Here is a 25,505-nt window from a genome sequence, read left to right on the forward strand (position 1 = left end):
TATCCAGTCAGTTCACTCTTATTTCAGTAGACTCGGGAATCGGAACAATTACGGTGATCACGGGCCCAAAGCGGTCCGTACTCTTGTCCCAGCAGAGACGGTTGGTTCCTTCTAGACATTCGGATGTCATTTTCAAGGCTTCGCCATTCGCTGACACTTGCCTTGCCTCGCCGCTATCAAGATGCAACTTCAACTCAAATGATCTGACAGAAGTCCGCATCAAACCAGTCGGATCATCCACTTTGATGTGGAAAGAGCTTCCGAATCGCGAAAAGTGGATCGCCTGTCGATAGAACTGCTCCTTTTCGTAGTCGTACGTTTTACCATCATCATCGTAGTAAACGAATGTGCTTTCTTTCTCCGCAGGGAAAAGATCAATTTGCACGCGATGCACCCGTGGTTCGTCCGTATTCTCGGCATCGTCTTGAGTCGCAACGGCGCCCCCTGCCTTGACGAATAGGGGAATATCCGCCCATGTATCGCTATTGATGGAATAGTCAATCGTCCTGCCCCCTTCGTACGTCTGGCCACGGAAGTAGTCGTACCATGTCCCGGCAGGAAGATAGACGCGTTGAGCCGTAGCCTTTGGAGACACAACTGGGGACACGAGTAGAGAATCACCAAACATCCACTCTGAAGAAAGATCTCGCGTATTGGCGTCGTCAGGATACATCCAGAAGAGCGGACGCACAATGCCGATGCCAGTTTCGGTCATCTGTCGTTCGTTCGAATAAATGTATGGCAGCAAGCGATAGCGAAGACGGATCGCCTCGGTTGCAACGCGCTCCGCATGTTCACCATAAGCCCACGGCTGGCGCTTCGCATCACGGTCTCCATGAACGCGCATGATTGGCGTAAAGGTTGCAAATTGAACCCAGCGAGCATAGTTTTCGGCGGACGCCTGACCGAAAAACCCACCTGTATCCATGCTCCAGAGCGGCTCACCAAGATTGATCGTCGAAAGCATACGTGCACGCTGGTTTGCCATATTGGCAAAGCCTGTGTGGATGTCACCTGACCATTCGGCATAGCCGAATCGTTGCGCCCCAAGGAAATAGTTCCGGTTCAAAGACCACACACGCTTGTTTGATACGGATCTCTGACCTTCGTACAACATGCGTCCCATGTTGAAGCCTTGCATGCTGCTGAAGTCCCACGTGGTACCGTCAGGCGCCAGGATATGATCGGCCTCATCGTTCCACCAGCCATCCATTCCAGCGTGAAACGACACCTCCAGATGGCGCCAATACCATTTGCGGACTTCAGGAATGCGGAAATCGAGGTCACGCGCATAGCGATGTACAGCACCATCGAAAGACTGTGGTTCACCCGGATACCAAAACTGATGAGCTTCTGCATACGCGGCAGCCTGACTGAGTTCCTGACCTCCTGTGGGCGAGCCTATCAGCACACGCGGCTTAAGGATTCCGGCGAGATGAACCCCTTGCGCCGCGAGGTCAAGTGCTAACCGGCCACTTGCTCCATTGGGAAATTTGTTAGGAGCAATGGCTCCCGCCCCGCTGGTACTATTCCAGCGCCACTCACCGTATCCATCTTCACCCCAAGCCTTCCAGTCGTAATCAAGAATGAAGGCATCGATCGGAATGTGCTTTCTGCGATAGGTTTCCGCCTCGGTACGGAGTTCTGCTTCATCTGGTCCCCATTGGCTATTGATGAAGCCCAATGTCCATTTAGGTGGAAGCGGAGGGAGGCCAGTCAATCTTTCGATGGAAGACATGACAGCCATGGGTGGACCCACACAAATGAAGTCCTCCAGCACTTTACGCGACCCGTTACGGAATTGCACGACCCCATCCTCCGTATTGAAAGACCCTCCCGTTGAATCGATCAGGACACCGAACGAACGGGTGAAGAAAAAGGGGGCACCGCCGTCACCCTGCGCTCCAGCACGCACATCCGCACCAGCATTCCGGAGGATTGTGTTGCTGTTATCGCGAATATCGAGCCCGTTCATTCCGTATAGGTCTTCGAAAGGCGCATGGGAAAAAAGTGCCTGATGGGCAACTGCACTTTTGAGCGGGTTTCGTTGCCTTACGATTTCTCGTCCCGAGGGGTCGAGCACAATGACATCACGCTCGTTAAGCGATACAACTACATTGAATCTGTCGTTCTTAAGCACAACTTTTCCCGACTCGAAGGATATTGACACCGCATCCTCAGATTTGCTCTCCCCGGCTCCTGCCAGAATATCTGTCGGCGTATCCGCAACACCCTTCGGGCGGGCAATGACATGGATGACAGTGCTCGAGGTCACACTCACACATAGGGAGCCTTCAGGGAACTCAATCGATATGCCTCCTGGGATGTTCTTAGAGGCTACACTTGGCGGCCTTGTCTGAGCCGTGGCTTCCAGAACCTGTGCGGTGCAGAGGAGCAACGCTAAGTGGAGCATTAGGGATCGTTTCGTCCAATCATTCATAAGCGGTGCTATTGCAGCAGTCTCCTAGTGTTGGCACCAGCGCTCGTACACCAGCGCCGGTACCGGCAGCTTCTGGCGACCATCACATCACATCAGAGTTCGCCGAGCCGGGATAACGATTTGACTTGACAAAGATACCCGAGACACCAGAATATCGCAAGCGCTTGCAACACACCACTCAGACCTGCATTGAAATGGTGTATGTCTTGACGCCACTGAACTGAATTGCAGATCGAGCGAGAGCACTACTCCCAGGAGGACTACCTTGTACCGATTATTCCGAGCGCTAGTCTACGCACTTCTTCTCTCTTCCAATATCTATCTCACGGCACAGGTGAGTACAGCTACGTTTCTGGGCACAATAACGGATGTTACCGGTGCGAGCGTGCCTAGGGCCACTATTACCATTACGCAAACTGACACGCACGCAGTTCGCACGGTCATCAGTAAAGGAAATGGTTCATACCGCGCGGAGTTTCTTCCGATTGGCCCCTACTCCATCAGCGTTTCGTCGCCTTCGTTCCGAACGCTAGTCCGCAGCGGACTTACTCTAAGCGTCGGACAAGAGGCCCAGGTGGATCTTACGTTGGAGGTTGGCACGGCGCAAGAAACCGTCGAAGTTACATCTGAAGCACCACTTCTGAACACGGCGAATGCAACTCTCGGACGAACGATTGACAATGTAGAGATTGACAATATGCCTCTAGTCGATCGAAATCCCTACGCCCTGCTCGATCTGATTCCCGGTGTCCAGGCAAACAATTCGATCACGACTACAGGCAACAACGGCCAGGGCACATCTGGCACGATGATCAATCCGCAGGGTTTCCCAGAACAGCATGTGAAGATCAACGGCTCCACTGACGGTGCAACAGGGCAGATCAGTTATTACCTCGATGGTGGATCGAACATGACCGGCTTGCGCAATAGCGGAAACTCATTGCCAAATCCGGACGCTCTCAGCCAGTTCCGCGTAGATACCAATAATTTCTCCGCTCAATTTGGGCGCTCGTCTGGGGGTGTTGTTTCGGCACTTACCAAGTCAGGGACGAATAGTTTCCATGGGTCGGTGTTCGAGTTCTATCGCAGCCGTAACTTCAACGCCACACAACATCTCATCACAGTCAAAACGCCTTATAACCAGCACCGTTTCGGCTTTACTTTTGGTGGTCCGATAAAGCATAACAAGCTGTTCTTCTTTGGCTCCTACGCCGGATACCGTTTCGTCTCGTCAAAGAATCTGTTGACCTATGTGCCGAGTGCAGCCATGCAACGTGGCGACTTCAGCGAAAACTATCCATTAGGCGCGGGTGCGGCGAGCACGACCGCGCCTCCAGCAAATGCATGCTCACAGACAGCAAGCGCTGCATCTTTCTATGTTTGCGATCCAGTGACGAGGAAGACACCTCCTAGAGATCCCGTGACCGGGAAATACAATGTCGTCAATCCAGCAATAGCATTCGATCCCGCGATCTACGCAATGATCAAGGCAGGGTTAATCCCAACGCCCGCCCCTACTGCTCTTGATACCAGTCCTTATGCACGACGTGACCTTTCGCCGTTCTCGCAGATGACCAACGAGCAGCTCTACAAGATGGACTATCAGATGACAACCAAGCAGCGGCTGACATTGAGTTATTTCCATCAATATGGAAGCAATATTTTCGATGCCTCAGGTAATAACATCCTCAACTACTCGAAGCAGAACTTCACCTATAACCAGCACAATGCAAACATCCAACATGTCTATGTGTTGAACAGCAACACCGTAAACCAGTTCGTCGTCTCTTTCAGCCGACTGTTCGGAGCACGTATCAACTCGCCGCAGGAGAGTCTTGCCGCATACGGCTCAAGCTATCGGCAACAGCTAACCAGCTCAACGTATTGCACAGGTACGGGCACGGGTTGCGCGCGGCCTCAATTCGCGGTTCAAACTTGGTTCACGGCGGGAGACGCCAGCGCCGGCCCTGCGGCAGGTGACAACATCTATCAAGTACGCGATCTTCTTAGCACCACTCACGGCCGCCATACCCTCACCTATGGGGGCGAAGTCGCGCAGGAACGCGATTTCGGCAATGGAACTGGCAATAACTATGGCGTCTTCACATTCCAGCAAGCCAATAATACGGTCGGCAGAAGCTCTGCTTCCATCACGGACTTCTTCTTCGGTCGGCCAGCGTCCATGGTGCAAAGCGTTCCGACCTACGGAACAGCCACCTATTGGAATGTCGGTCTATATTTGCAAGACGACTGGCGCGCACTTCCAAATCTAACCTTCAATCTCGGGATTCGCTACGACATCCAGACAGGTGGACCCGATTCTGCAGGTCGTATGGTCGGCTTTATTCCAGGACAACAATCCACGGTTATTCCTTCTGCCCCGATCGGCGTTCTCTTCCGCGGCGACAAAGGAGTGTCGAACGGTGGCGCCTTCACCAAATACAACCATGTCTCTCCGCGGGTCGGTATGGTTTGGGACCCTTACAAAAACGGAAAGACTATCTTTCGTGCAGGTGGTGGAATCTTCTACGGAACAGTCTCCGGCAGTCTTTACACCGCAGCGTCGAGTTCTGCGCCGTATGGAGGTACTCTGACCTATACCAAAGTGACATCGGTTGCGAATCCATACAGTAACGATCCGTCGGAGTTTCCTGGGGGCGTTTCACCCTTCCCGTACTCTTTCTCAGCGAGCAATCCGACATTCAGCCTCCATCCACTACCGGTAACCGCCTTTGATCCAAATTTCACCTGGCCAGCAATCTATCAGTTCAATGTTGGATGGCAGCAGCAACTCGGAAAGTCATTTGCTGTCACAGCGTCGTACGTGGGAGCTCTAAGCCGAAAGATACCGATGTATCAGGACATCAATGCTCCCATCTATACCCCAGGAGCACCATCCACAGCCCCTGCCGCCGGATCAGCTGCTTCGCTATCCGGGAAGAACTATCCAAATACAACAACTTACATTGCCAATCGCCGTCCCTTTAATTCGTCGGCATCATTGGGAGGAGGCCCTGGGCTTGCCGGCAACCCAACTTACGGAGCCGTCTATCGTATTCAGTCATCAGAGAGCGCAAACTATAACGGCCTACAGGTCACTGCGGAAGAGCGACTTTCGAAGAGGTTAACGGTTCGCGGGTTTTATATATGGTCGAGGTCGATGCAAAGTCAGCCGTTAGATTCCACGGGGTCTCCTGCTGGCACCAGCCAGTATTACAACCCCGAAGATCCTTACTTGAAATATCTGGATAGGCAGCGGTCGGACTATGACATACGCCACATGGCCACGATCTCCTTTGTTTATCAGTCAAACTTCCAAAGCAGCAACTTTCTGCTGCGGCAGCTGGCTGACGGATGGACGGTTTCGGGAATTATCCGAGTGCAGAGCGGTATGCCCTTCTCGGTTCTCACTGGAAACGATGACAATCAGGACGGTTTCCAAAATGACAGGCCAAATTTGAGCGGAATCGGGAAGCCTCATTTGACTGATACGGGCGGTTCGCGAACTGCTGCCATGAAGCAGTGGATCAGCCCTTCCTATTTCTGCTTGTTCGTTCCTGCTACAAACACTTGCCCCGGCGCAGGCCCAGGCGGAATAGATGGAACAGTCCGCGCCAATGATTTTGATGCACCTGGCCGTAGGTCAGTGGATGCATCCCTTTTTCGCGACTTTGCCTTCGAGGGGAATGTGAGGTTCCAGCTGCGCGCCGAGGCCACCAATGTCTTCAACCTGACGAACCTTCCCGGACCGACCGCGAATGTGAAATCACTGGCATCGTTCGGATCGATCCCAGGAACGATAACTGGCGGCAGCTTCGGAAATCGCGTTTTGCAGATTGGAGGCCGTGTTCTCTTCTAAAGGCTTCTAAAATAAATGGCGAGCGCTAAACGCGCTCGCCATTTATTTTAGGTGAGAACTTGTTGTTACCAAACCGCATCCGTCCTCATTACAGGCTGAGACCATCTTCGGCCGGCCAGAGCCAGGCGGCTCCTCGCACGCCCGATGAATCTCCGTGTAAGGCTTGGACGACAGGGGTATTTGCATTTTTACCAAAGACGGCGTCACGCAGGCGGCGCTCGATACCCGAGTAAATTCGCATAATGTTGGAAAGGCCTCCACCAAGAACAATGACGTCTGGGTCCACGACGCCAATCACGACAGCGAGACCACGAGCTGCACGGTCTTCCAGCCGGTCCAACGCCGCAGCCGCTTGGGCATCTCCCAACTCGGCCATTTGCGCAATCTCACGTCCAGACCGTTGGATACCTGTAGTTCCCAAAAAGTCATTTTCCAGCCCTGGGCCAGAGATCCATCCCTCGATGCACCCGTGCCGTCCGCAATAGCATTCGGCACCTGGAAACTCCCTTTGCGACATCCATGGGAGCGGCATATGTCCCCACTCACCAGCGAGTCCGTTCAGCCCTGCATAACTGGAGCCTTTGATGGCAACGCCCCCGCCGCATCCTGTTCCCATGATGACTCCAAAGACGACGCCCGCACCACGAGCCGCTCCGTCGGTCGCTTCACTCACTGCGAAGCAATTCGCGTCGTTCGCACAACGAACCTCGCGTCCGAGGGCATGACTCAAATCTCCCTCCAGTGGCTTGCCATTGAGCCACGTCGAGTTCGCATTCTTCACTAAACCACTTTCACGTACAATTGTTCCTGGGATGCCAACGCCTACGGTGCCCTCCACCCCTGTGTCGATCTCCAACTTCATCACAAGGTCTTTGATAGTGGAGATGGTATCTCTATAGGAGCCCTTGACAGTCGCTACGCGGAGCCGCGCGAGCACTGATCCATGAGCATCTAAGGCAATCGCCTCGGTCTTCGTGCCGCCAAGGTCAATTCCAATCCTCATCTCTTGTTCCCCTTCTGATCGTGATGTGGCCGTTGGTCGCGGTCAAGGAGTGTCCGAATCTCCGCCCCTGCCATCAAGAAGGCGCCTACGCCAAATACATAACTGGATTGCGGCTTGTACCCTCCGGGAGAGCTGCCGATCGGCTGAATGCTACCTAGACGTCCATCTGCGTAAATGTGACCTACAAGACCAGCCCACCCCCTGCGGACGGCTGGGAGATAGATCTGCCGTTCAAGAAGACCATGATTAATTCCCCAAGCCATGGCATACACGTAGAATGCCGAACCGGAAACTTCCGCTAACGGGTATGCGTCTGCGTCCAGGAGTCCCGGCCTCCACAAGCCATCACTTCCCTGTATCTCCCGTATTCGCGACGCCATCGCCTGAAACTGCTCTACATACCTTCTCCGTGTCGGGTACTTTCTAGGCATATTGTCCAGAACCAGGGTTAAGCCACTCAGTACCCATCCGTTGCCGCGCGACCAGAAGACCTTCTCGCCATTGGGCTCGCGCTTATCTAGAAATGTGGCATCCCGTGTAAAGAGTCGGTTCTTCGGGTCGTACAAAAGCTTTGAGGTGACCCACCAGTTCCGGTCCAAGTAGTCGAGATACTCTCGCTTGCCGGTTACGTTTGCGAGCTCCGCCCAAACCGGCGGCGCCATAAATAGCGCGTCGCACCACCACCACAATGGTTTCGGCTCTTCCCGTCCATCCGGACCCACGCGGTCGGGCAGGGGACCGTCATGGCAAGATTCGGTGCAAACAGCCGGCTCCTTCATCAACTCGTCAAACTGCGCCTCAACGGCGGCCAGCATCTCCCGATCATGGAGTCGTCGATACAGTTTTAGATAGATATAACCGATTGCCTGATCGTCGGCCTCAGTCTGCCGCGAACCGAGCTTCCAATGGAACTGCTTGCCAACGCGGATCAGTGCATCGTCATACTCAGTGTTCTTGAGAGATTCGGCCGCAGCCAGATAGCCGCGATACAGCGCCGCATCCGTCCAATCTTGTGTGAACCGGTCCTTTGACCTTGCCAATTGCCAGTCCCCCACCAGACGCATTGCGGCAGCCACCTGGTCCGACTTGAGGTCAGGCGAGAGACCTTTGGCCAACTCACCTGCTTCGACTGGGGTATCGCCATTCAATGCTCTTGGAACGGCCTGAGCATTTGCCGACCCCACGAAATTGAGCAATAGGGCAACGAGAATTGTCGGGAGCACACAACCTTGGTTGATCATCTTATTCGTCATCATTTGGAATCAATTCAGCAAGCGCTTGCAATTATATGGGAGATTGATTCTCTGTGTGAGACAAACAACAATGTCCAAGAAATTTGCCAGTATATTTGACAAACGATGATTCAATACCTTAAATCTAGTGTGCGCTTGCAAGCGCTTCCTATTCTGACTATAAAAAGGCCATCGCTTGTGGATTCCATGAACCGCCGTGACATGTTGAAGCTGTCAGCCCTGACCCTTGGAGCATCTGCAGTGAGTCCCTTGGCAATCGCGCAAAACGCAACACGCTATGCCAATGCGCTAACCGGGAATCGTGAATTAGCAGAATGGATTCATGGGAATCGCACGCTGATTGCAGAAGCATATAACCCACCCTTCTACCCCGCGTTGGATTACGTGCCTGCCAGAGGCGTAGAGATCGCGAAAGTGCTGAACTGCGACTCCATGCGGTATCCGGTGGCCTCATACGTTGCTTACTTCCCAACCAAATCGGGCTACCCGATCCATCCGGAGTTGAAGGGCGACCCCATGAAGGAGCAGGTTGGTCTTCTGCGGGAAGCAGGAATGCATCCGATCGCCTATATCCCGTTCAATCACCCTTTCATGTTGCACGGGGAAAAGGTGGAAAGGTACGAAAACTGGAAGAGGCGGCGTCCTGACGGGTCTCCGATGGTCACGAAGCATTACGGCTTCAACCAGCTCGATGAAGGCTGCCTGAACTCACCCATTCGCGAGATGATCGTTACGCTCGTCAAGGAGGTGCTGACGTACGGATTCGATGTCATGTACTTCGACGGCCCATATCAGGGCATGGACAACGCGACAGAGTGGTGCTACTGCCAGTATTGCAAGACCGCCTACCGCAAACGCTTCGGACACGACATCCCAGTCCAGAAAGAGGCGTCTCTCGATCAACAGATCGAGTACGTGAACTGGATGCGCGAGGATGTATCGATATCGTTCTTTAAAGAAATACGCGACATGATCCGAAATACACAGGACGTGCCGGTATTGTTCAACAACTCCGGCCTGCTCTCGCGGGGAGATCAATGGCGAGCTCGTGCCATTCCCGAAGCGGATGGCTTCATGTACGAGGCGGCAGATACACCCGAAGAAAAATTCTTTAACCTGCAACTTGGAAAGTCTACTGGACGAACAACCTGGACGTATTTGGGCCACCATACACAGTACAACCGGGATCACATGAAGGATAAGAGCGTCCGCGGATGGTATAGCTATCCGATCGAAGGCGAGGAATTGCTCATGGATGGAGCTATTGCGACGGCCTCAAACGTTGGATGCGTTTACTGGAGTGTCGCTAGATTTTTCTACGAGAAGGAGTCGCCGGTACATTTCAAGAGCGGTCAATATGTAAAAGGAATTTTTGATTTTCAAGAAGCGAATGACGGACTGCTTCGCTCTCTAACGACAAAACCTCAGGTAGGCATTCTTGTCAATGCAGAGGCGATGTCCTGGTACCGCAGCCCAAGTTTCGATCCGGGCACATTCAAAAATTATCATCATGGCGCATTCGATTTGATGAAGGCGCTCTCCATTGATGCGGAACCGTTTCTCGACTGGCAAATGAATGGGGAGTCTCTCTTCCGCTATGCAGCCGTATACATACCGAACGCTCCATGTCTCAGCGATGAACAATGCGATATGCTCCGCAACTATGTTGAAGGTGGCGGGAACCTGATCGCGACTCATCGTACCTCCATCGCGGACAAATATGGTCGCCCTCGCAAAGATTTTGGACTCGCCGATCTCTTTGGCGCTTCTCTGTTGAGTCCGGAGCCATGGGAATATCCCGACCTCTACCTCAAGCCTTCCAGCGGCGATCTAATTCCCCAGGATCCGCAAATCATGCGCGTAAAAAGAACCGACGGCGATGTGCTGGCTACCACCTGGAATCGAGGTCAGCGCAAGGATGAAGGTCCTGCGATCTTTCGCAAGAAGTTCGGTCGAGGACAATGCTTGTACATCGCTTCTGGTCTGGAAGCGGTTTACGAGGAAACACGTATGAATCCTCTATTGGCATACCTTGGGTCCATCATGATGCCGATGCTGGAGGATGCTCAGCTTTACAAAATGGACTATCGGCCGGGGCTTATGGCGCACTACACGGAGGGCGCCGACAAAATTGTGCTCCACATCATCGCGAATATAGCAAATGACGATCCACATCAAAAGGTGCGCCACGCATATTGCTCAGTAGAGAATGTGCAGGTTCAGCTTCGGACGCCTCGCCCCATTCGCACGGCCTCACTTCTCCGAGCTGGCGAAGCGATCGAAGTTGGCGACCGCAAGGATGGCTGGACGACCCTCACAGTGCCTCACGTTCATATCTATGAGGCCATTTTGATCGGTCTGGCCTGAGGGCGCGCCCATGAACAAGCACCTTCGCTGGTGGATGCTCGGATTCGCGTTCACCGCGACCGTCATCAACTACCTCGACCGCCAGGCTCTTTCCGTCGCGGCCCCAGTACTGCGGGCTGAGTTTCACCTGAGAAGTCTCTCTTATGCCCACATAGTGTTCGCCTTTCTGCTGGCTTACACATTGATGAACGGGATCTCCGGTCTGCTCATCGACCGCCTTGGTACAAAGATCGGGTACGGCCTGTTCGTCGCCTGGTGGTCGTTGAGTGCTCTGCTGCATTCCTTCGCGCAGGGGTCGACTTCACTCGGAATGTTTCGTTTTCTGCTCGGACTTGGAGAAGCCGGCAACTGGCCGGGAGCGGTAAAGATCGTAGCCGAGTGGTTCTCACCGAACGAACGGTCAACGGCTTCAGGGATCTTCAATAGCGGATCAGCTGTCGGCGCGATTCTCGCCCCGCCGATCATCGCGTTCATGCTGCTTCACTATGGGTGGCGATCAGCCTTTGCTATTGTCGGCGCGGCAGGCTTCGTCTGGCTTGTGGCGTGGATCTTTCTCTATCGTTCCCCAGTCTCAGGCAAAGAGATACAGGCCACGCCCTTGCCGTACAAATCTCTATTGCGCTCCAGATTTGTCTGGACCTTTACAATCTCCAAAATATTCTTCGATCCTGTCTGGTATTTTTACACCTTTTGGTTTCCCGAATACCTCAGTCATGGCCGCCACTTTGATATGGCATCTATCGGTCGATATGGCTGGATTCCTTTTTTTATTGCGGGTCTGGGCAGCGCGCTCGGCGGCCTGCTCTCTCGCGGGCTGCTGGCCTGCGGATCGACGATCACCGTTGCGCGCAAGACCGCTGTTTCCATTGCCGCAATCATGATGCTCGCGGCGATCCCTTCAGTGCTGGTGCAATCAGCTGTAACTTCTATCGCGCTGATCTCGCTGGCAATGGCCGGATATACAGCCGGGCTCGCCAACATGCTGGCGATGCCGGCAGACGTAGTGCCTCCAGACCGAGTAGCGTTTGTCTATGGCTTCGCCAGCATGGGTTCCGGTTTCGGGGGAATGATCTTCACCCTTCTTACAGGGTGGCTAATCGATCACTATTCCTATGCGCCTGCGTTCTTTCTCTTTGGGCTAATCCCCATCGCATGTTCACTGATTCTGTGGCTTTGGATGGGATCGTTGGAGTCGCAGTCACATAGTACGGCCATCGGGTTAACAACCACGCCCTCCACCGAAACAGCATGATCTCAAACTCAACTAAAGGGATATTTATGCGCAAGATCGTCTGCCAGAGCTTCACCCGAAAACTCTCGTCGTGGGCCGGCAAGGGAGCAGTTCTGGCTTCATCATGCTTGTACATGACCTCACATTTGTTGGCTCAAGAGCCCTTTCAAGCAGTACAACTCGTCTCCGGCACCTCAAACTTCGGTCAGACCGCGCCAATGATCGGGATGCCGTTCGCAATGACCCATTGGGTACCGGAGACACGGGCCAACCAGGACAAATGCACCGCTCCTTACTACTACGACGACAAGAAGATCAGCGGGTTTCGGGGCACCCATTGGCTAAGCGGTAGCTGTGCCATCGACTATGGCAGCGTCACAGTGATGCCCACCACAGGCCATCGTTTTGTATCACCCAATGCGCGTGCCTCTACGTTTCGTCACGCTGCAGAGGTGATGAATCCTGCCTACTACTCTGTGATGCTTGACCGATACGACACAAAGGTAGAGCTCACTGGTGGCACGCGAGCCGGGATGATGCGGGTAACGTTTCCCAGCGGCGAAGCGGGGCGCATCCTCATTGAACCCAACGCTCAGGAAAATGAAGGCTTCATTGAGATCCATCCAGAGAAGGGCGAGATCGTCGGCTACAATCCGGTGCATCGTTTCTATATTGGCAGAGGCTTGCCTGCCGGATTTAGCGGTTACTTCGTCGCCCGTTTCTCAGCTCCATTCACTGCTTCCGGAACCTGGTGTGGGCTCGAAATCATTCCTGCCGGTCGCGTTCAGAACGGCGGTTGCAATCGCCTCGGGGGATATGCTGAATTTACCTCTTCGACCAAGCCCTTGCTCGTAAAAATCGGAACCTCCTTCACGAGCCTCGATGAGGCAGCACGGAACCTAGATGCAGAAGCAAGCGGCTGGGACTTCGAAGGCCTCGAAAAAAAGACAGAAGAGGCCTGGAAGAACCACCTAAACCAGATCGAGATCGAAGGCAGTTCTCCGGAACAACGCAGCATATTCTATACCGCCCTGTATCACTCGCTCCTCGTGCCGCGAATCTCCAGCGATGCCGACGGCACCTATAACGGCTTTGGCGGCGAAGGCAAACTCCACAGGATGGAAAGGGGGGACTACTTCGACGACTACTCCACATGGGACACCTTCCGCGCTTTACATCCCTTATTGACAATTCTGGATCCTCGGCTCGAAGAAGAGATGGTGCGCTCACTGATCGCCAAAGGTGAACAGGGCGGCTATCTTCCGACCTTTCCGCTGCTCAATAACTACACAGCAGCCATGGTTGGCGATCATGCCGGAGCGATCATCTCCGACGCATACGTCAAAGGGTTACGAGACTTCGATACTCACAAAGCGTATTCATTGATGCTGCAGAATGCCACCCAGACACCGGCCGAGGAAAAATACAAACTGGGCCAGGGCCGACGCGCATTGCCTTCATACCTTAAATATGGGTATATTCCGCTCGAAGACCAGGTCTTTGACGCGTATCACCGTCGCGAGCAGGTTTCACGCACACTCGAATACGCCTATGATGATTTTGCTTTCGCGCAAATGGCCAAAGATCTCGGTTCTCTAAAGGAATACGCAACTCTGATGGACCGCTCCGAGAATTGGAGAAATGTTTTCGATAAGAACGTCGGCTTTGTCCGCGGTCGCAAAGCTGATGGCGCCTGGATCGAGCCATTCGATCCCACGAAGCCTGCGACGTATGTGACAGAGGAGACGCCCTATGTGGCGACGTTTTTCGTACCGCAGAACATTCCCGGTTTAATCGAAGCAATGGGTGGTCACCAGAAATTCATCTCCTCTCTCGATAGGCTATTTGAGAAAAAGTACTATGACCACGGCAACGAGCCTAGCCACCATATCGCCTATCTCTATGATTATGCCGGTGCGGCATACAAGACCCAGCATCAGATTCGGTCCATCTTGGCGACTGAGTACCACACTGGAGCGGCTGGCCTCTCCGGAAACGACGATGCAGGTCAGATGTCAGCGTGGTATATCTTCAGCGCACTAGGGTTTTATCCCGTGACACCAGGCACCCCGTCCTATGTGATTGGCACTCCACTCTTTTCAAAAGCAATAATTCATCTTCCGAATGGCCGAATCTTCACGATTGTAGCGAAGCACCAGTCAGCGGCCAATGAATATATCCAGTCGAAGACTCTTAACGGTTTGCCTTTACGCGGCTTCACGCTATCCCATTCTGACATCGTTCATGGTGGTACGCTTACCTTCGAGATGGGGCCATCTCCGGCAAGAGAGTGAATCTAGTTCATGCACCCGAATTGAACGTTCACTGCATGACCTATAGGTGCGATGCCCAGGCTGATAGTGATACTCCTCCCCGGCGTTTTCTCACTGATATACGGCGGCAACATTGTGCCGATGTTTTCCGGCGGAGAGATCCCTGTAACGTCGTACGTAAACCAGCACCCTGTCGACTCCTTGAAGGCGGTACTCTGAATCACTAACGACCTGCCTGACGCAGCTACCTGCACTTTCCCCGCAACAGATGAACCACACTGTGCCGGAGATGCTGTGCTGGTGCACGTGCTTTCCGTGGCATACGACCCGCTCTTTACTCCACACGGAGATGCCAAGCTGTTACCAAAGGAATACGTGCAGTTAGGAGCACCACCGTCGGGCTGCGTCGCACCAGAGGTAATTGTCCATACGGCAGAGACGGGATTATAGGAGACGACATCGCCACCAGCCCGCGAATTGCGTGACTCCAGAAAGTTGAATCCCTTGGTATACGACGAACAGGGATGTGCGTGGCACCACACATAGACGACAGCCGATCCCTGATTGTTGAACACCCTACCAAATGGGGGATCATCCATCACCAGCCCAGCGCTGAATGGACCGCGCAACCGATGGCCCATTGGAGGATTGATCTGGGACCTGCCCGGTATCCAGGGTTGCGACTGCGGTGAGCCGGCATAGGCAACATTCTGGCTTAGGTTCGAAAAGAGTGATGCCTGATCCGTACCAGTAAGCACTCCGCCCATGAAGTAAACGAGTCCTGTGTTGCCCGTCTGTGTCGCTGGGAAGAGAGTCCCAATCTGGTTGTAGCTGCCTTTTGTGTTTTGCAGATAGAAATGAGGCTGCTCTATTTGATCGTTCACTCTAAAGCTGCCGGATGATGGGTTGGTCCAGAAGGTGCCGTCTACGGAACCCTTTGACGTATTGTAAACCTGCCACACTTTTGCAGACGGGTATATGTCATACGCATTTACAGGTGCCACTATCGCATTCACCGATGTGATGCCCGAACCTTGCGCATCGACAATACAACTAGCAAGTGTTCCGCCCCGTATGCTCCCTATATGGATCGCAGGAGGTGAGACCCATGTACCTCGCAGCATGACTTGCGGAGGCGCTATAGGATTTCCATAGCTATCCTTGGAATCTGAATAACCACTACCACCGTTCGCTGTGCATGCAGTAACCAGACCTTCAGAGACAGTCACCTCAACGATTCCTCCTAGTCCCATCTGAGAATAGGCACGCGTGACGTATGGTTCACCGGTTCCAGGCATGAATGAACGCCCCGCAAATAGCGTTACGACATCACCCAAGGAATTCATGACGATCGGTTGCGCTAAGCGAACAACCGACTTCGCACCTGTGTTCGGCGCGGCGCGAATCCCGTTGGACTGCTGCGGGTCGAAACGGTCAGCCTCGTTTTCCCAGGCATATCCTGTCAGCCCTCCGGTAACGATCCAACTCTTCACCTGATGCGGCATTCGGATGATCGCAAATGTCAAATGCGTATTATCTGGAACTGCACTTACGAGCTCGCATTCGTAGTCATAATCGAAGATGCAGGCCACCTTGCCCGCCGAAAACGATGCCGATGACTCGACCGGAACGGTAACGTCCTTTTTGGGAAAGGTGTTCACCTCAGATGTTCCGTTACCAAGCGCGGTAAGTAGAATTGTTTTCGTTGAGACTCCATACTTTGCTTCCAGCGAGCATCCGCCACATGTAATCTCAATTGCCTTGGACTTCGTTTGATCGCCGCTTTGGACCCGAGCAACATACCCAATGTTGTATTTCTGAGTTAGATCAATCAATAATCGCCCTTCGCCCTGCGTGCCAGCATTCACGGCATTCTTCGTCACAATCTCAAGAGAACCGTCGATGCCTTTCTCTAGACGGTCTATATTGGCGCCAAACACAGCTCCGCCCTGGACGGCAATGTAGCGCATCGACTCGGTAGCCTCATCACCGTTAGCATTGGGGCCACCATAGCTGAATGTTTCAATTTGATGCCCGACGCAATCGCCGTTACCGTAACAACGCGCAAACTGCGCAATCTGACCAGTATCCTGCGTCTGCGTGTATTTGTATGAGTTCATCAGGAAAGTGTTGAAGTTTGTCTTATCGCCAAGGCCTGGCAGCAGATTCGTGAAGTTTCTCCCGCCCATATATGCCGCACTCATTAAGTGGAGGGCAGTCCCTCCCCAGGACTCCCGACGCTGCCCATATCCCGTATTGTTCATTACAAATTCTGGTGCACTGAGTTCGCCATTTTTCTCCGGGAAGGACCCGCTGAAGAGCCAATGAGGAACACCCCACCTCATGTCCAGAACGCCGGTAGTCCTCTCATTCATTTTGGGTCCTATCGGGCGAACAATTTTACCGCGATCAACAGGATAAAGGTTGAAAAGCCCACCGAACGGTTGAGGCTCATCTTGCGAATAGCCGCCTGGGATATACGTGAAACACGGAACGGATTCCGATGCACAATAGCTGATTGCCTTCGCAATACCGTTTGGACCAGTTGCAGTTCGCCAACCGTCCAAAGGAGTAGATGTTTGCGAAACTGAAGTCGATCCCGACAACGTGAGTGCGCTTGATAGCATCAACGAAACTACAATTCGACCCACAGCAACCTCTCGTTCTTCAAGTTCTCTGAAATAGCCAGGTCTATAGGTTGCTTTGCTATGCCATGAAAAACCCGCCGTTGACCTCAATGACCTGCCCATGAACGAAGCTGGCCTCGTCACTGCATAGGAACATCACGACACCGGCAATCTCCGCACTTGTTCCCAATTTACCCGTGGGCGTCGCCGCGCGGACGGCATCCAACCCCTCGGTCGTCGAAAACGAATGATGATAGTTCGTCTCAATCGTCCCAGGAGATACAGCATTGACTCGGACACCAGCGGCAGCGAACTCCTTTGCGAGCCCTTTTGTCATTGTCGAAACCCCTGCCTTCGCAGACGAATAAGCAAGTGCTCCCACACCTCCACCGAACCTTGCCGCCACCGAGGAGATGTTGACGATAAATCCCCGCTTTTGCTCAATCATGTACGGAAGTACTGCCTTCGCAAGAAAAAACGAGCTCGTATAGTTCAGCATCATGACCTTGTCCCACAACTCCTCCGTAAAATCCAGGACTCGTGTCCGTGCAATCAATGAGCCAGCATTATTCACGAGAATGTCAATCTTATGAGCGGCAGCAAACGCAGCTAGTTCTCTCATGCCCACCGCGGTCGCCAAGTCCGCTTGCACCACCTCCGTCAGAACACCGTGCGCAGCAGCACTTTGCGCCACCGCCTCAGCATCTTCGAGCTTTGAGTTAAAGTGCACAATGACATTCGCTCCCGCCTCCGCAAGTGCCTTAACGGTGGCTGCACCGATACCACTACTCGCTCCTGTCACAAGTGCTGTCAATCCGTTCAGCGTTTTATCATTGCCGTTCACTTTGTTCTCCATTTTCAATTATTGCAAGCGCTTCCTATTTTTGTTGTAGCAGTAATCAGACGGCGGCGTCAATCACCGTCTGTATGTTGCTCACACAACCCTAATTGGCTTGCATGACTGACGTTCAACCAACTCCACGCCGAAGGTGATGTGCTCCGGCTCCTTGACGCCAGAGGATACCCTGCGGAGGAGCATCTGAAGCGCTGTAGCACCGATCTGATATTTTGGCTGGCTCATGGTTGTCAATGGTGGATGAACTCGGCCAGCCAACTCTACATCGTCAAAGCCGACTAATGATAGATCATCCGGAATGGAGACACCGAAATCCATCGCAGCACGAATCACGCCAAAGGCCATGGCGTCATTCGCAGTAAAAATCCCCGTAGGCCAATTTCTGGAAGGCCGGCTGAACAGATACCGTGCCAACTCATACCCACCCTCACTGGTACGTTCCGCGGAGAGAGTCGTCACTTCAGCATCGATACCAAGCTTCTGGATCCGCTTGATGAAGCCCTTTGCCCGCAACTTGAGATTTGCATGTTCCCTCGGACCTGTAAAGTGCATGAGTCTGCGATGCCCATTTGCTAGCAGATATTCTGCTGCGATTCGCCCTCCTTGTTCATTGTCCGCACATACCGTAGAAAAAAGCGATCTCTGACTATGCGGGTTCAGAAGCACGATCTGCATGCCGCAGTCGAGAATATAGGACTGCTCCCGCCGTGAAAGGGCAGAGACAGAGTTCATAACAATGCCTTTCGCCCGCTTCTCAATAAGCGAGTCGATGTAGCTCATCTGGCGTTGAGCCTTGAGATCGCTATTGCAGAGCATAACGTCACATCCTGCGGCATAAGCGGCGTCCTCAACACCGCGTGTCACTTCGGCAAAGTAGGGATTGCGGATATCACTTATGATCAACCCAACCATATTGGAAATCCCCGTTGCCAATCCGCGTGCCATGCGGTTTGGCCGGTAACCGAGGCGATGCGCGCACTCCATCACGCGAGCACGTGTATCGAAATGAACGCCATAAGCGTGATTGAGAGAGCGGGATGCCGTCGAGATCGTGACCCCAGCCGCTACCGCAACCTCCTGAAGTGTCACGGGGGGTAATCGCATCGACGATTTAGAGCGAATATCCTCCTCACCAGTGGTCGTTCTATTCTTCTGATTCGACCGTCGAAGCATCTAAATACAGCACCCAGAATTACTTCTCTTCGAGACGTCTCGTCCCGAGATTGTGTTGCCCACTACCGCGCTGTCGATGGTCCGAGGGCAGATGCAATAGCTCTTTCAACCATTGGCTGCATGATGTCGTACCCTTCCACATTGGGATGGAGACAGTCATGACTGATCGATTCTCGCAACTGTCCTGTTTTCGAATCAAGCATCGCAGGATAGTAGTCAAGCAATTGAATGTTGTGGCCCTTTGCATAGCCCGCAATCCATTGGTTGAGCTGCAAAATGTCGTCGGGGGATCGCTTAGCGAGTTGTGCACCGCACACCGGCAGAAGAGTCGCCAGAACAACCTTGATACCGTTCGCCCGCGCGAGTTGATCCATTGATGTCAGGTTGTTCTCGACCGCCTCAAGAACACCGGCTCTTCCTTTCCGGTTCGCGATATCGTTCGTACCAGCCAGGATAACGACCACAGCAGGCTTAAGATCGATGACGTCGGCGCGGAAGCGCACAAGCATCTGCGCGGTCGTCTGGCCCTTGATTCCACGGTTTACATAAGGTTTCCCAGGGAAAAAATTCTTCGGGCTACGGCGCCAGTCGTCTGTAATTGAATCGCCAAACATCACAACGCGCCGCTCATTGGCCGCGGCCGCCGGTAGTTCCGCATTCTCGATTCGATAACGGCTCAGCTCCGCAAAATCTCCAAGCTTCGCCTTGTAGCTGTCGATCTCCGCATGCAACTTGGCAGGATCGTCACTGTCCGGCCCAGGCTGCGCCGGAACAGACGACGTTGAAGCCGGAGACTGAGACCACAACTGCACGGCAGAGAGTGCCGCGGCAACAAGCGCACATCGAAGGCACCACTGTATCCATCTTGAAGGCTTTGCCATAACGCGGTTCAGCATATCTTAAAGTGGCAAGCGCTTGCAATAAATAAGGCGAACATTAACTATCAACCCGCGGAGACTAAGAGTTACTTAAGGGGGGCGCACGAAGATCGCTCCTTTAGGCTGACATCGAGCATACGATTCCCACCAGTAGCGGGTGGACCTCCAGCAATCTGCGAAAGGAGCAGTTCAACCGCAGATGCACCGACTTCATAGCTTGGCTGATGAATCGTAGTTAGCGAGGGGTTCACGATGGCACCGACGGAGACATCGTCGAATCCGATCAAGGATACATCGCGTGGAATGCGGATGTTGACCTCTTCCGCGGCGCGAATCACGCCGAACGCCATCACGTCGTTTCCTGTCGAGATAGCTGTAAACTCGCGATCCTTGCTGAACAGATCCCGCGCCAGTTCATACCCTCCCGATTCCGTATGCTGGCCATGGAGCACCATAGGCGCCTTTAGGCGAGAGGCCTCATATTGATCAACGAAACCCCTGGCTCGATCACGGAGATTGCTGTGGTTTTGCGGACCCGATAGGTGGATTACGCGCTTGTGTCCAAGCTCTATCAGGTATTTTGCTGCCAGTCGTCCACCTTTATAGTTGTCAACCGAAACAGTCGAGAGCTTTCGCAGTTTGGAACGGTTCAGGAGAACTATCGGAACTGTAATAGTGGACAGTCGCCGCATCTGCTCCGCCCCCAAAGGGGCGACGGAGTTCATAATGATCCCCTCCACCTGCTTTTCGAGAAGGGAGTCGATATAGCGAACCTGTTTTTCCGGATTCAGGTCTGTATTGCAAAGGATCAGATCGAGACCGGCCCGATAGGCGGCGTCCTCCGCTCCGCGAGCAATATCGGCAAAAAAGGGATTCCGGATATCGCTGACGATCAATCCGAGAGATTTGGAATGCCCCGTTGCAAGAACCTGTGCAACCCGATTCGGTCGATATTCCAGCTTACGCGCGATCTCAAGAACCTTCGCCCGGGTTTTAGGATGCACACCGTAAGCACCACTCAAAGATCGCGAGGCGGTAGACAGATTTACACCAGCCTTGGCCGCAATATCACTCAAGGTAACCATAAGCTCACAGCGTGAAGCAAACACCTTTCGTACACTTTGTTTACGCTCATACCTTATCACTCTTCGCAGACCGAATTGCCCGAGAGGCATTTTGGTAATCAAAAACTGAATAACAAAATATCTTGCTAGATTTCCAGAACTGTTCTACTCCATACTGGAAGCGCTTGCAACAGTTAGCGACAACCCAAGTATGAACTTCAAAATTCTGACTGTAGTCTTTCTCTTCTCGCTTCCAGCTTTGGCACAGTCAAACTGCGCCAAAATGCAGCAGATCTCTATCCCACAAACTGACATTGTGCACGTCGAAGAAGTACCGTCTGGGAAGTTTGTGAATCCGGCTGGCACTCCCCTTGCCTCCATGCAAGCCTTTTGCCGTGTGCAGCTATCCGCACACCCAAGACCCGACGCGCACATTGGTATCGAAGTCTGGCTACCAATCGAAAGATGGAATGGACGCCTATTGGGCACGGGCAATGGCGGCTTCGGTGGACACATTCAATATTCGCAGCTTGCCAACGGAGTCCATACCGGGTATGCCACTGCCAACACGGATCTGGGCACGAACGAGAAACAACACTTCTTTTCTTCCTCAACTGAAGTCCTCGGGGATTGGGCATCACGCAGTACTCATCTGATGACCGTGGCCGCACAGGCGCTGATCACCGCATTTTATGGGCAATCCGCCAAGCACCGAACTTTCCTCGGCTGCTCCAGCGGTGGCCAGGAAGGCATCACTGAAGCTGAACAATATCCCAATGATTACGATGGTATCGTCTCCGGCGCTCCCGCGAACGATCGTGTTGACCTGCATATAGCTATTCTTTGGAACTGGCTCGCATTGCACCATGACGGCGTTCCCCTCCTTTCCCAACCCGAGCTCGAAAGTCTTTCTTCAGCTGCCGCTTCAGCCTGTTCTTCAGTAGACGGCGTTGTGACAGATCCTTCCACCTGCAAGTTCGATCCCGCAGTCCTTGCATGCAAACAGGGAGAGGAGAGTTCGCGTTGCTTGAGTGATACGCAGATAGCTGCTGTCAAGCGCGTCTATTCAGGCCCGGTCACCAGCACAGGCAAACAAATCTTCCCCGGCCTTGCACCTGGGGGTGAAACCCAATGGGGATATTTTCTAAAACCATCAAGGAATGACCTTCATGTTCCTTATGAAGAGCTTTTCGTGCTCGGACTTGGCGAACACTGGTCTGGTGCGCACAACTTCAAGGTAGATCAAGATACAGAGATGATGGAGTCGAAGCTTTCCTCGATTGTCGATGCCACGACAGCGAACCTCGATGCCTTTAAGGCTCACGGAGGCAAAATGATCGTGATGCATGGATGGGAAGACCCGATAATCTCGCCCTTCAGCACAGTCCACTACTTCAACAAGATTCGCCAGAAATATGGCGCCGCAAGCGACACATTTACCCGTCTTTATCTCGTCCCCGGAGTCGCTCACTGTGGCGGAGGTCCCGGACCCGCGGCTTATGATTGGGCCAGCAACATCGTCGGCTGGGTTGAATCAAACAAAGCGCCGGAGGGCATCAGATTCGTGAACGGCAAAGGCCTAAAAGAAGCGCTTGCATGCCCCTATCCCAAGAAAGCTGTTTACAAGGGGACGGGAGCAGAGGACGAAGCCGCAAATTACACTTGCGCGCCCCTGAAAAACTAACCTGCCCTTGGCCAGTTTCCAGATCTTGCCAGGGGCAACTTGATCAACTCTTTTTACTAATGGGGAATCGAGCTCTCATACGGGCGCTGTCATTTGGCATGACGTACTTCCGTGCAATAGTACTTTGATGCCTGTAGTTTCGCGCTTTCGAGGGTTGCGCCACAGTGAAATCCACGGCACGACGCAACGTATTCCTCACAGCAGCGGGAAGAGCCGGGTACCCCGCCCTCAGGGTCAAATTGATGAAGCCTACTTCTGCGCGTAGTTTCTGACGGGGCCATCTGACGATGGCTATCCCACCGAACGGTCTTCGCCATTAACCTCGATCGTTGGTTCTCGAACATTCTGCGAAGAAACGTCTTGACAAGCAGCCAAGTCAAGTGACATATTGCAAGCGCTTGCTAAAGGTTGCTCTGAGCTCTTGGACAAGGTTGCCCTGGGTTCACGAAGGACAACCACACAACATATATGCCGGCCGAAGAAAGAGAATCCTTCTACCTGCATCTAGTTCAAAGGCCCTTGTCCATACTTTAGAAAGGTAGCGACCACATGATGAATACACTCTTCGTGATTCCAAATGCTCTCATGGCGGCGTTCGCCGGCCTCATACTCTTCTCACCCAATGCCCACGCGAAGGTAATCGCCTCGGATTCCTTTGATTATGCGACCGGAACCCTTGTCAACACCGACAATGGTGGCACTGGTTTTAGCGCAGGATGGGTACCAGGCAGTACTGCCTATGGGGGTGGTTACACCATTGTAGTCGGGTCTCTCTCCGTTCCATCCAACTATAGCCTTGGCACATCGGACGGCAAATATCTTGCCTTGACGGCCGGAACAATAACGACCACAACAACGCGTAACCTCGCAAGCAGCATCGATACCAATGCTCCTGCTACCTATTATTTCAGTGCGCTGGTTTCGCTAACGAGTGGTCTAGCAACCGGAGATTCCCAGATCAGATTTGTTGATGCCGCAGGATACGATGTGGCGGGCTTCGGTGCAAGCAGCGCAAGCGGTAAACTTCGTTTTAATAGTGCCTATGGTGGCATTGCCACCGTCACTGGAACAACTTCCAATGCATTTACTGTGGGAACCCAATATTTGCTCGTTGGGAAAATGACATTCAACGCGGCTGGTACGAATGATGTCTTCAGCTTCTCGCTTATTCCCTCATCAGGCGCTATTCCTTTGACCGAACCCACCACATGGGGTCTGACCGCCAATGGCGACTTGAGCAACATCATCACCGGAATTCAGATTTATACATCCGCAAACACAGGCACCTGGAATGTCGATAATTTTTATCTCGGAGACACATACTCCTCTGTCGTAGCGGAGTCCTCGTGGAGGCTGGCACGTCTCGTCAATGTATCGTCCTTGGGAGATAGCCTCTCTGCTATGGGAAACACGGACACCTTGGGAACAGGCACTGTTGGTTATCCTCATAGTCGCACTCGCCTTACGAGGGGTTATCTGTCGTGGGTAGAGCTGAATCTCGGATGGAACTACAGGTCCATTCACAACTATGCGCTAGGCGGCTCAACGCTGCAGCAGCAGCTGGACTTTATCAGCAACCCAAACGATATTACGGCCGCTACTCAGGCCTGGGGCCCAATGAACACACTTAGTCCCCCTCCGGATTTGGTCTTTGCCGAGGGCGGAGGAGCTAACCTTGGAGGGAACACGGTTGCACAGATCGAGACCGCCAAGCAGGCAACCATTGACGCACTCCAGGCACTTTCACCCGATACGCATGTTCTTAGCCTCGCTATATGGCCACTTGGGAATTCGGCCGTTATATATGATGGCGACCGAAAAACGGTCAATGCCTGGATGGCTTCCAGTTACTCCTCCGGCCAGGTCCGCAACCTTGATTCCGACAGCCTTCTTGAAGATCCTGCGAACCCGGACCACATTCTTCCTGCGTATACCTCTGACGGCGTCCATACGACCGCGATTGGAGCCAAGGCCGAAGGGGACTTTGTCGTCTCCCAACTCGCCGGATTGAATCTCCTCCCTGCTCCAATCATTTACCCTGAAACGCTTGATGCCGCTGACGATCCGAGCAATCTTCTACGGGATTTCGGTTCAGACAATAGTCAACTGCAAAAATTGGGAGGCACAATTACGAATCTCGCCAATTTTGCGCCAGGATCTGTTTCTCCGTCCGGGTGGATGGCAACCGCCAACGCAGAATGGCAGACCTCGGCTGGGTCCTTGCCAACAATGTCTACTCTGGCCGAGGGGAACAATCTGAACGCCGTCTCGGTAACGATCCCGAATGGCATCGCACCATCGACAACAGCAAACACGGTGATTGGCCTTGGAACTACGGGAACTGGCATTTCTGCTGCACGGGCCTCTGGCAAAGGAGTTGTCGGGGGATCCTCTTTCCGCGCCGGGGTCAGGATCGACGGAATCCAGATCCAGAACCTCATCTACATTTATCTCCTCATCCGATATCAAATTGATGGGGTGAAGTACTCAGTCACTTCTGGCTTCCCTTATGCGAGCGGGAGTGCCGACGTGCTGCCCTCGGACTTTTCGGCTGATGTCCTCAGCCCCGAGTTCAGCTTTCCTCCATCAACCTCCACGGCGGTTATATCAGGCATGACAGTCTATTTAGGCTTTGTACCAGGCACGCCAGTTGGAGGAACGGTAAGAATTTCACGTCCCTATATTCGGCCATATACCTATATTCCATCCTGGCCTTAACTCGTCCAACCGATCATAACCATCGTTATTCAAGGGCATCGTGCGCCGGCCTGTTCCTCGGTTCGGGTGTTCCCGCATA

General features: G+C 53.2%; 14 protein-coding genes and 1 pseudogene. 6 read left to right on the plus strand and 9 right to left on the minus strand.

The features are described 5' to 3' along the window. Positions 1-7: 7 nt before the first annotated feature. Complete coding sequence (locus KFE13_RS07690) at positions 8-2,281, minus strand: glycoside hydrolase family 31 protein (protein ID WP_260706580.1); 2,274 nt, start codon at positions 2,279-2,281, stop codon at positions 8-10. A gap of 424 nt (positions 2,282-2,705) precedes the next feature. Between KFE13_RS07690 and KFE13_RS07695 the strand changes: the two genes are divergently transcribed. Continuing rightward, positions 2,706-6,299, plus strand: coding sequence for a carboxypeptidase regulatory-like domain-containing protein (locus KFE13_RS07695; protein WP_260706581.1), 3,594 nt, complete (start codon positions 2,706-2,708; stop codon positions 6,297-6,299). Positions 6,300-6,387: 88 nt separating this feature from the next. On the opposite strand, the gene KFE13_RS07700 is transcribed toward KFE13_RS07695, so the two are convergent. Both KFE13_RS07700 and KFE13_RS07705 read right to left on the minus strand, forming a co-directional pair. After that, complete coding sequence (locus tag KFE13_RS07700; RefSeq protein ID WP_260706582.1) at positions 6,388-7,302, minus strand: ROK family protein; 915 nt, start codon at positions 7,300-7,302, stop codon at positions 6,388-6,390. Beyond that, positions 7,299-8,558 carry a glycoside hydrolase family 88/105 protein gene (locus tag KFE13_RS07705; RefSeq protein WP_260706583.1) on the minus strand — a complete coding sequence of 420 codons (1,260 nt, stop codon included), beginning with the start codon at positions 8,556-8,558 and terminating at the stop codon, positions 7,299-7,301. The genes KFE13_RS07700 and KFE13_RS07705 overlap by 4 nt, the downstream gene beginning before the upstream one ends. Positions 8,559-8,741: 183 nt before the next feature. Between KFE13_RS07705 and KFE13_RS07710 the strand changes: the two genes are divergently transcribed. The 3 genes from KFE13_RS07710 to KFE13_RS07720 are packed head-to-tail and all read left to right on the plus strand — an operon-like array spanning position 8,742 to position 14,447. Further along, a complete protein-coding gene (locus KFE13_RS07710) occupies positions 8,742-10,922 on the plus strand; it encodes an alpha-amylase family protein (RefSeq protein ID WP_260706584.1) in 2,181 nt (726 codons plus the stop codon). A 10-nt stretch (positions 10,923-10,932) separates the two neighbouring features. Continuing rightward, positions 10,933-12,174 carry an MFS transporter gene (locus KFE13_RS07715; RefSeq protein ID WP_260706585.1) on the plus strand — a complete coding sequence of 414 codons (1,242 nt, stop codon included), beginning with the start codon at positions 10,933-10,935 and terminating at the stop codon, positions 12,172-12,174. A gap of 26 nt (positions 12,175-12,200) precedes the next feature. Then, complete coding sequence (locus KFE13_RS07720; RefSeq protein ID WP_260706586.1) at positions 12,201-14,447, plus strand: GH92 family glycosyl hydrolase; 2,247 nt, start codon at positions 12,201-12,203, stop codon at positions 14,445-14,447. A gap of 2 nt (positions 14,448-14,449) precedes the next feature. Here the strand turns inward: KFE13_RS07720 and KFE13_RS07725 are convergent, their stop codons facing one another. The 6 genes and pseudogenes from KFE13_RS07725 to KFE13_RS07745 all read right to left on the minus strand — a co-directional run bounded on the left by KFE13_RS07725 (position 14,450) and on the right by KFE13_RS07745 (position 21,036). Further along, on the minus strand, positions 14,450-17,176 hold the full coding sequence (locus KFE13_RS07725) for a hypothetical protein (protein WP_260706587.1): 2,727 nt from the start codon (positions 17,174-17,176) through the stop codon (positions 14,450-14,452). Then, the gene (locus KFE13_RS07730) at positions 17,133-17,897 is read right to left on the minus strand and encodes an SDR family NAD(P)-dependent oxidoreductase (protein WP_260706588.1); all 765 of its coding nucleotides are present in this window, start codon (positions 17,895-17,897) and stop codon (positions 17,133-17,135) included. The genes KFE13_RS07725 and KFE13_RS07730 overlap by 44 nt, the downstream gene beginning before the upstream one ends. Before the next feature lie 90 nt (positions 17,898-17,987). Further along, a complete protein-coding gene (locus tag KFE13_RS07735) occupies positions 17,988-18,854 on the minus strand; it encodes a LacI family DNA-binding transcriptional regulator (RefSeq protein ID WP_260706589.1) in 867 nt (288 codons plus the stop codon). A 63-nt stretch (positions 18,855-18,917) separates the two neighbouring features. Beyond that, positions 18,918-19,082: pseudogene (locus KFE13_RS18685) on the minus strand (LacI family DNA-binding transcriptional regulator); the annotation flags it as partial. Positions 19,083-19,144: 62 nt separating this feature from the next. After that, positions 19,145-19,963, minus strand: a complete 819-nt coding sequence (locus KFE13_RS07740; protein WP_260706590.1) for a GDSL-type esterase/lipase family protein — start codon at positions 19,961-19,963, stop codon at positions 19,145-19,147. Between the two features lie 83 nt (positions 19,964-20,046). After that, positions 20,047-21,036 (minus strand): LacI family DNA-binding transcriptional regulator, encoded by a 990-nt coding sequence (locus KFE13_RS07745; RefSeq protein ID WP_260706591.1) that lies wholly within the window; start codon positions 21,034-21,036, stop codon positions 20,047-20,049. A gap of 199 nt (positions 21,037-21,235) precedes the next feature. Here KFE13_RS07745 and KFE13_RS07750 point away from each other — a divergent pair, with 199 nt between their 5' ends. Next, a complete protein-coding gene (locus KFE13_RS07750) occupies positions 21,236-22,708 on the plus strand; it encodes a tannase/feruloyl esterase family alpha/beta hydrolase (RefSeq protein ID WP_260706592.1) in 1,473 nt (490 codons plus the stop codon). Positions 22,709-23,257: 549 nt separating this feature from the next. Next, positions 23,258-25,426, plus strand: coding sequence for an SGNH/GDSL hydrolase family protein (locus KFE13_RS07755; RefSeq protein WP_260706593.1), 2,169 nt, complete (start codon positions 23,258-23,260; stop codon positions 25,424-25,426). The last annotated feature ends 79 nt before the right edge of the window (positions 25,427-25,505 follow it).

The organism is Edaphobacter flagellatus (assembly GCF_025264665.1).
GTDB lineage: Bacteria > Acidobacteriota > Terriglobia > Terriglobales > Acidobacteriaceae > Edaphobacter > Edaphobacter flagellatus.

Excerpts from the sequence above, each read along its gene's own strand:
- KFE13_RS07700 (WP_260706582.1), bottom strand. The coding sequence starts at position 7,302 with ATGAGGATTGGAATTGACCTTGGCGGCACGAAGACCGAGGCGATTGCC.
- KFE13_RS07705 (WP_260706583.1), bottom strand. The coding sequence starts at position 8,558 with ATGATGACGAATAAGATGATCAACCAAGGTTGTGTGCTCCCGACAATT.
- KFE13_RS07710 (WP_260706584.1), top strand. The coding sequence starts at position 8,742 with ATGAACCGCCGTGACATGTTGAAGCTGTCAGCCCTGACCCTTGGAGCA.
- KFE13_RS07715 (WP_260706585.1), top strand. The coding sequence starts at position 10,933 with ATGAACAAGCACCTTCGCTGGTGGATGCTCGGATTCGCGTTCACCGCG.
- KFE13_RS07720 (WP_260706586.1), top strand. The coding sequence starts at position 12,201 with ATGCGCAAGATCGTCTGCCAGAGCTTCACCCGAAAACTCTCGTCGTGG.
- KFE13_RS07725 (WP_260706587.1), bottom strand. The coding sequence starts at position 17,176 with ATGGGCAGGTCATTGAGGTCAACGGCGGGTTTTTCATGGCATAGCAAA.
- KFE13_RS07735 (WP_260706589.1), bottom strand. The coding sequence starts at position 18,854 with ATGGCACGCGGATTGGCAACGGGGATTTCCAATATGGTTGGGTTGATC.
- KFE13_RS07740 (WP_260706590.1), bottom strand. The coding sequence starts at position 19,963 with ATGGCAAAGCCTTCAAGATGGATACAGTGGTGCCTTCGATGTGCGCTT.
- KFE13_RS07750 (WP_260706592.1), top strand. The coding sequence starts at position 21,236 with ATGAACTTCAAAATTCTGACTGTAGTCTTTCTCTTCTCGCTTCCAGCT.
- KFE13_RS07755 (WP_260706593.1), top strand. The coding sequence starts at position 23,258 with ATGATGAATACACTCTTCGTGATTCCAAATGCTCTCATGGCGGCGTTC.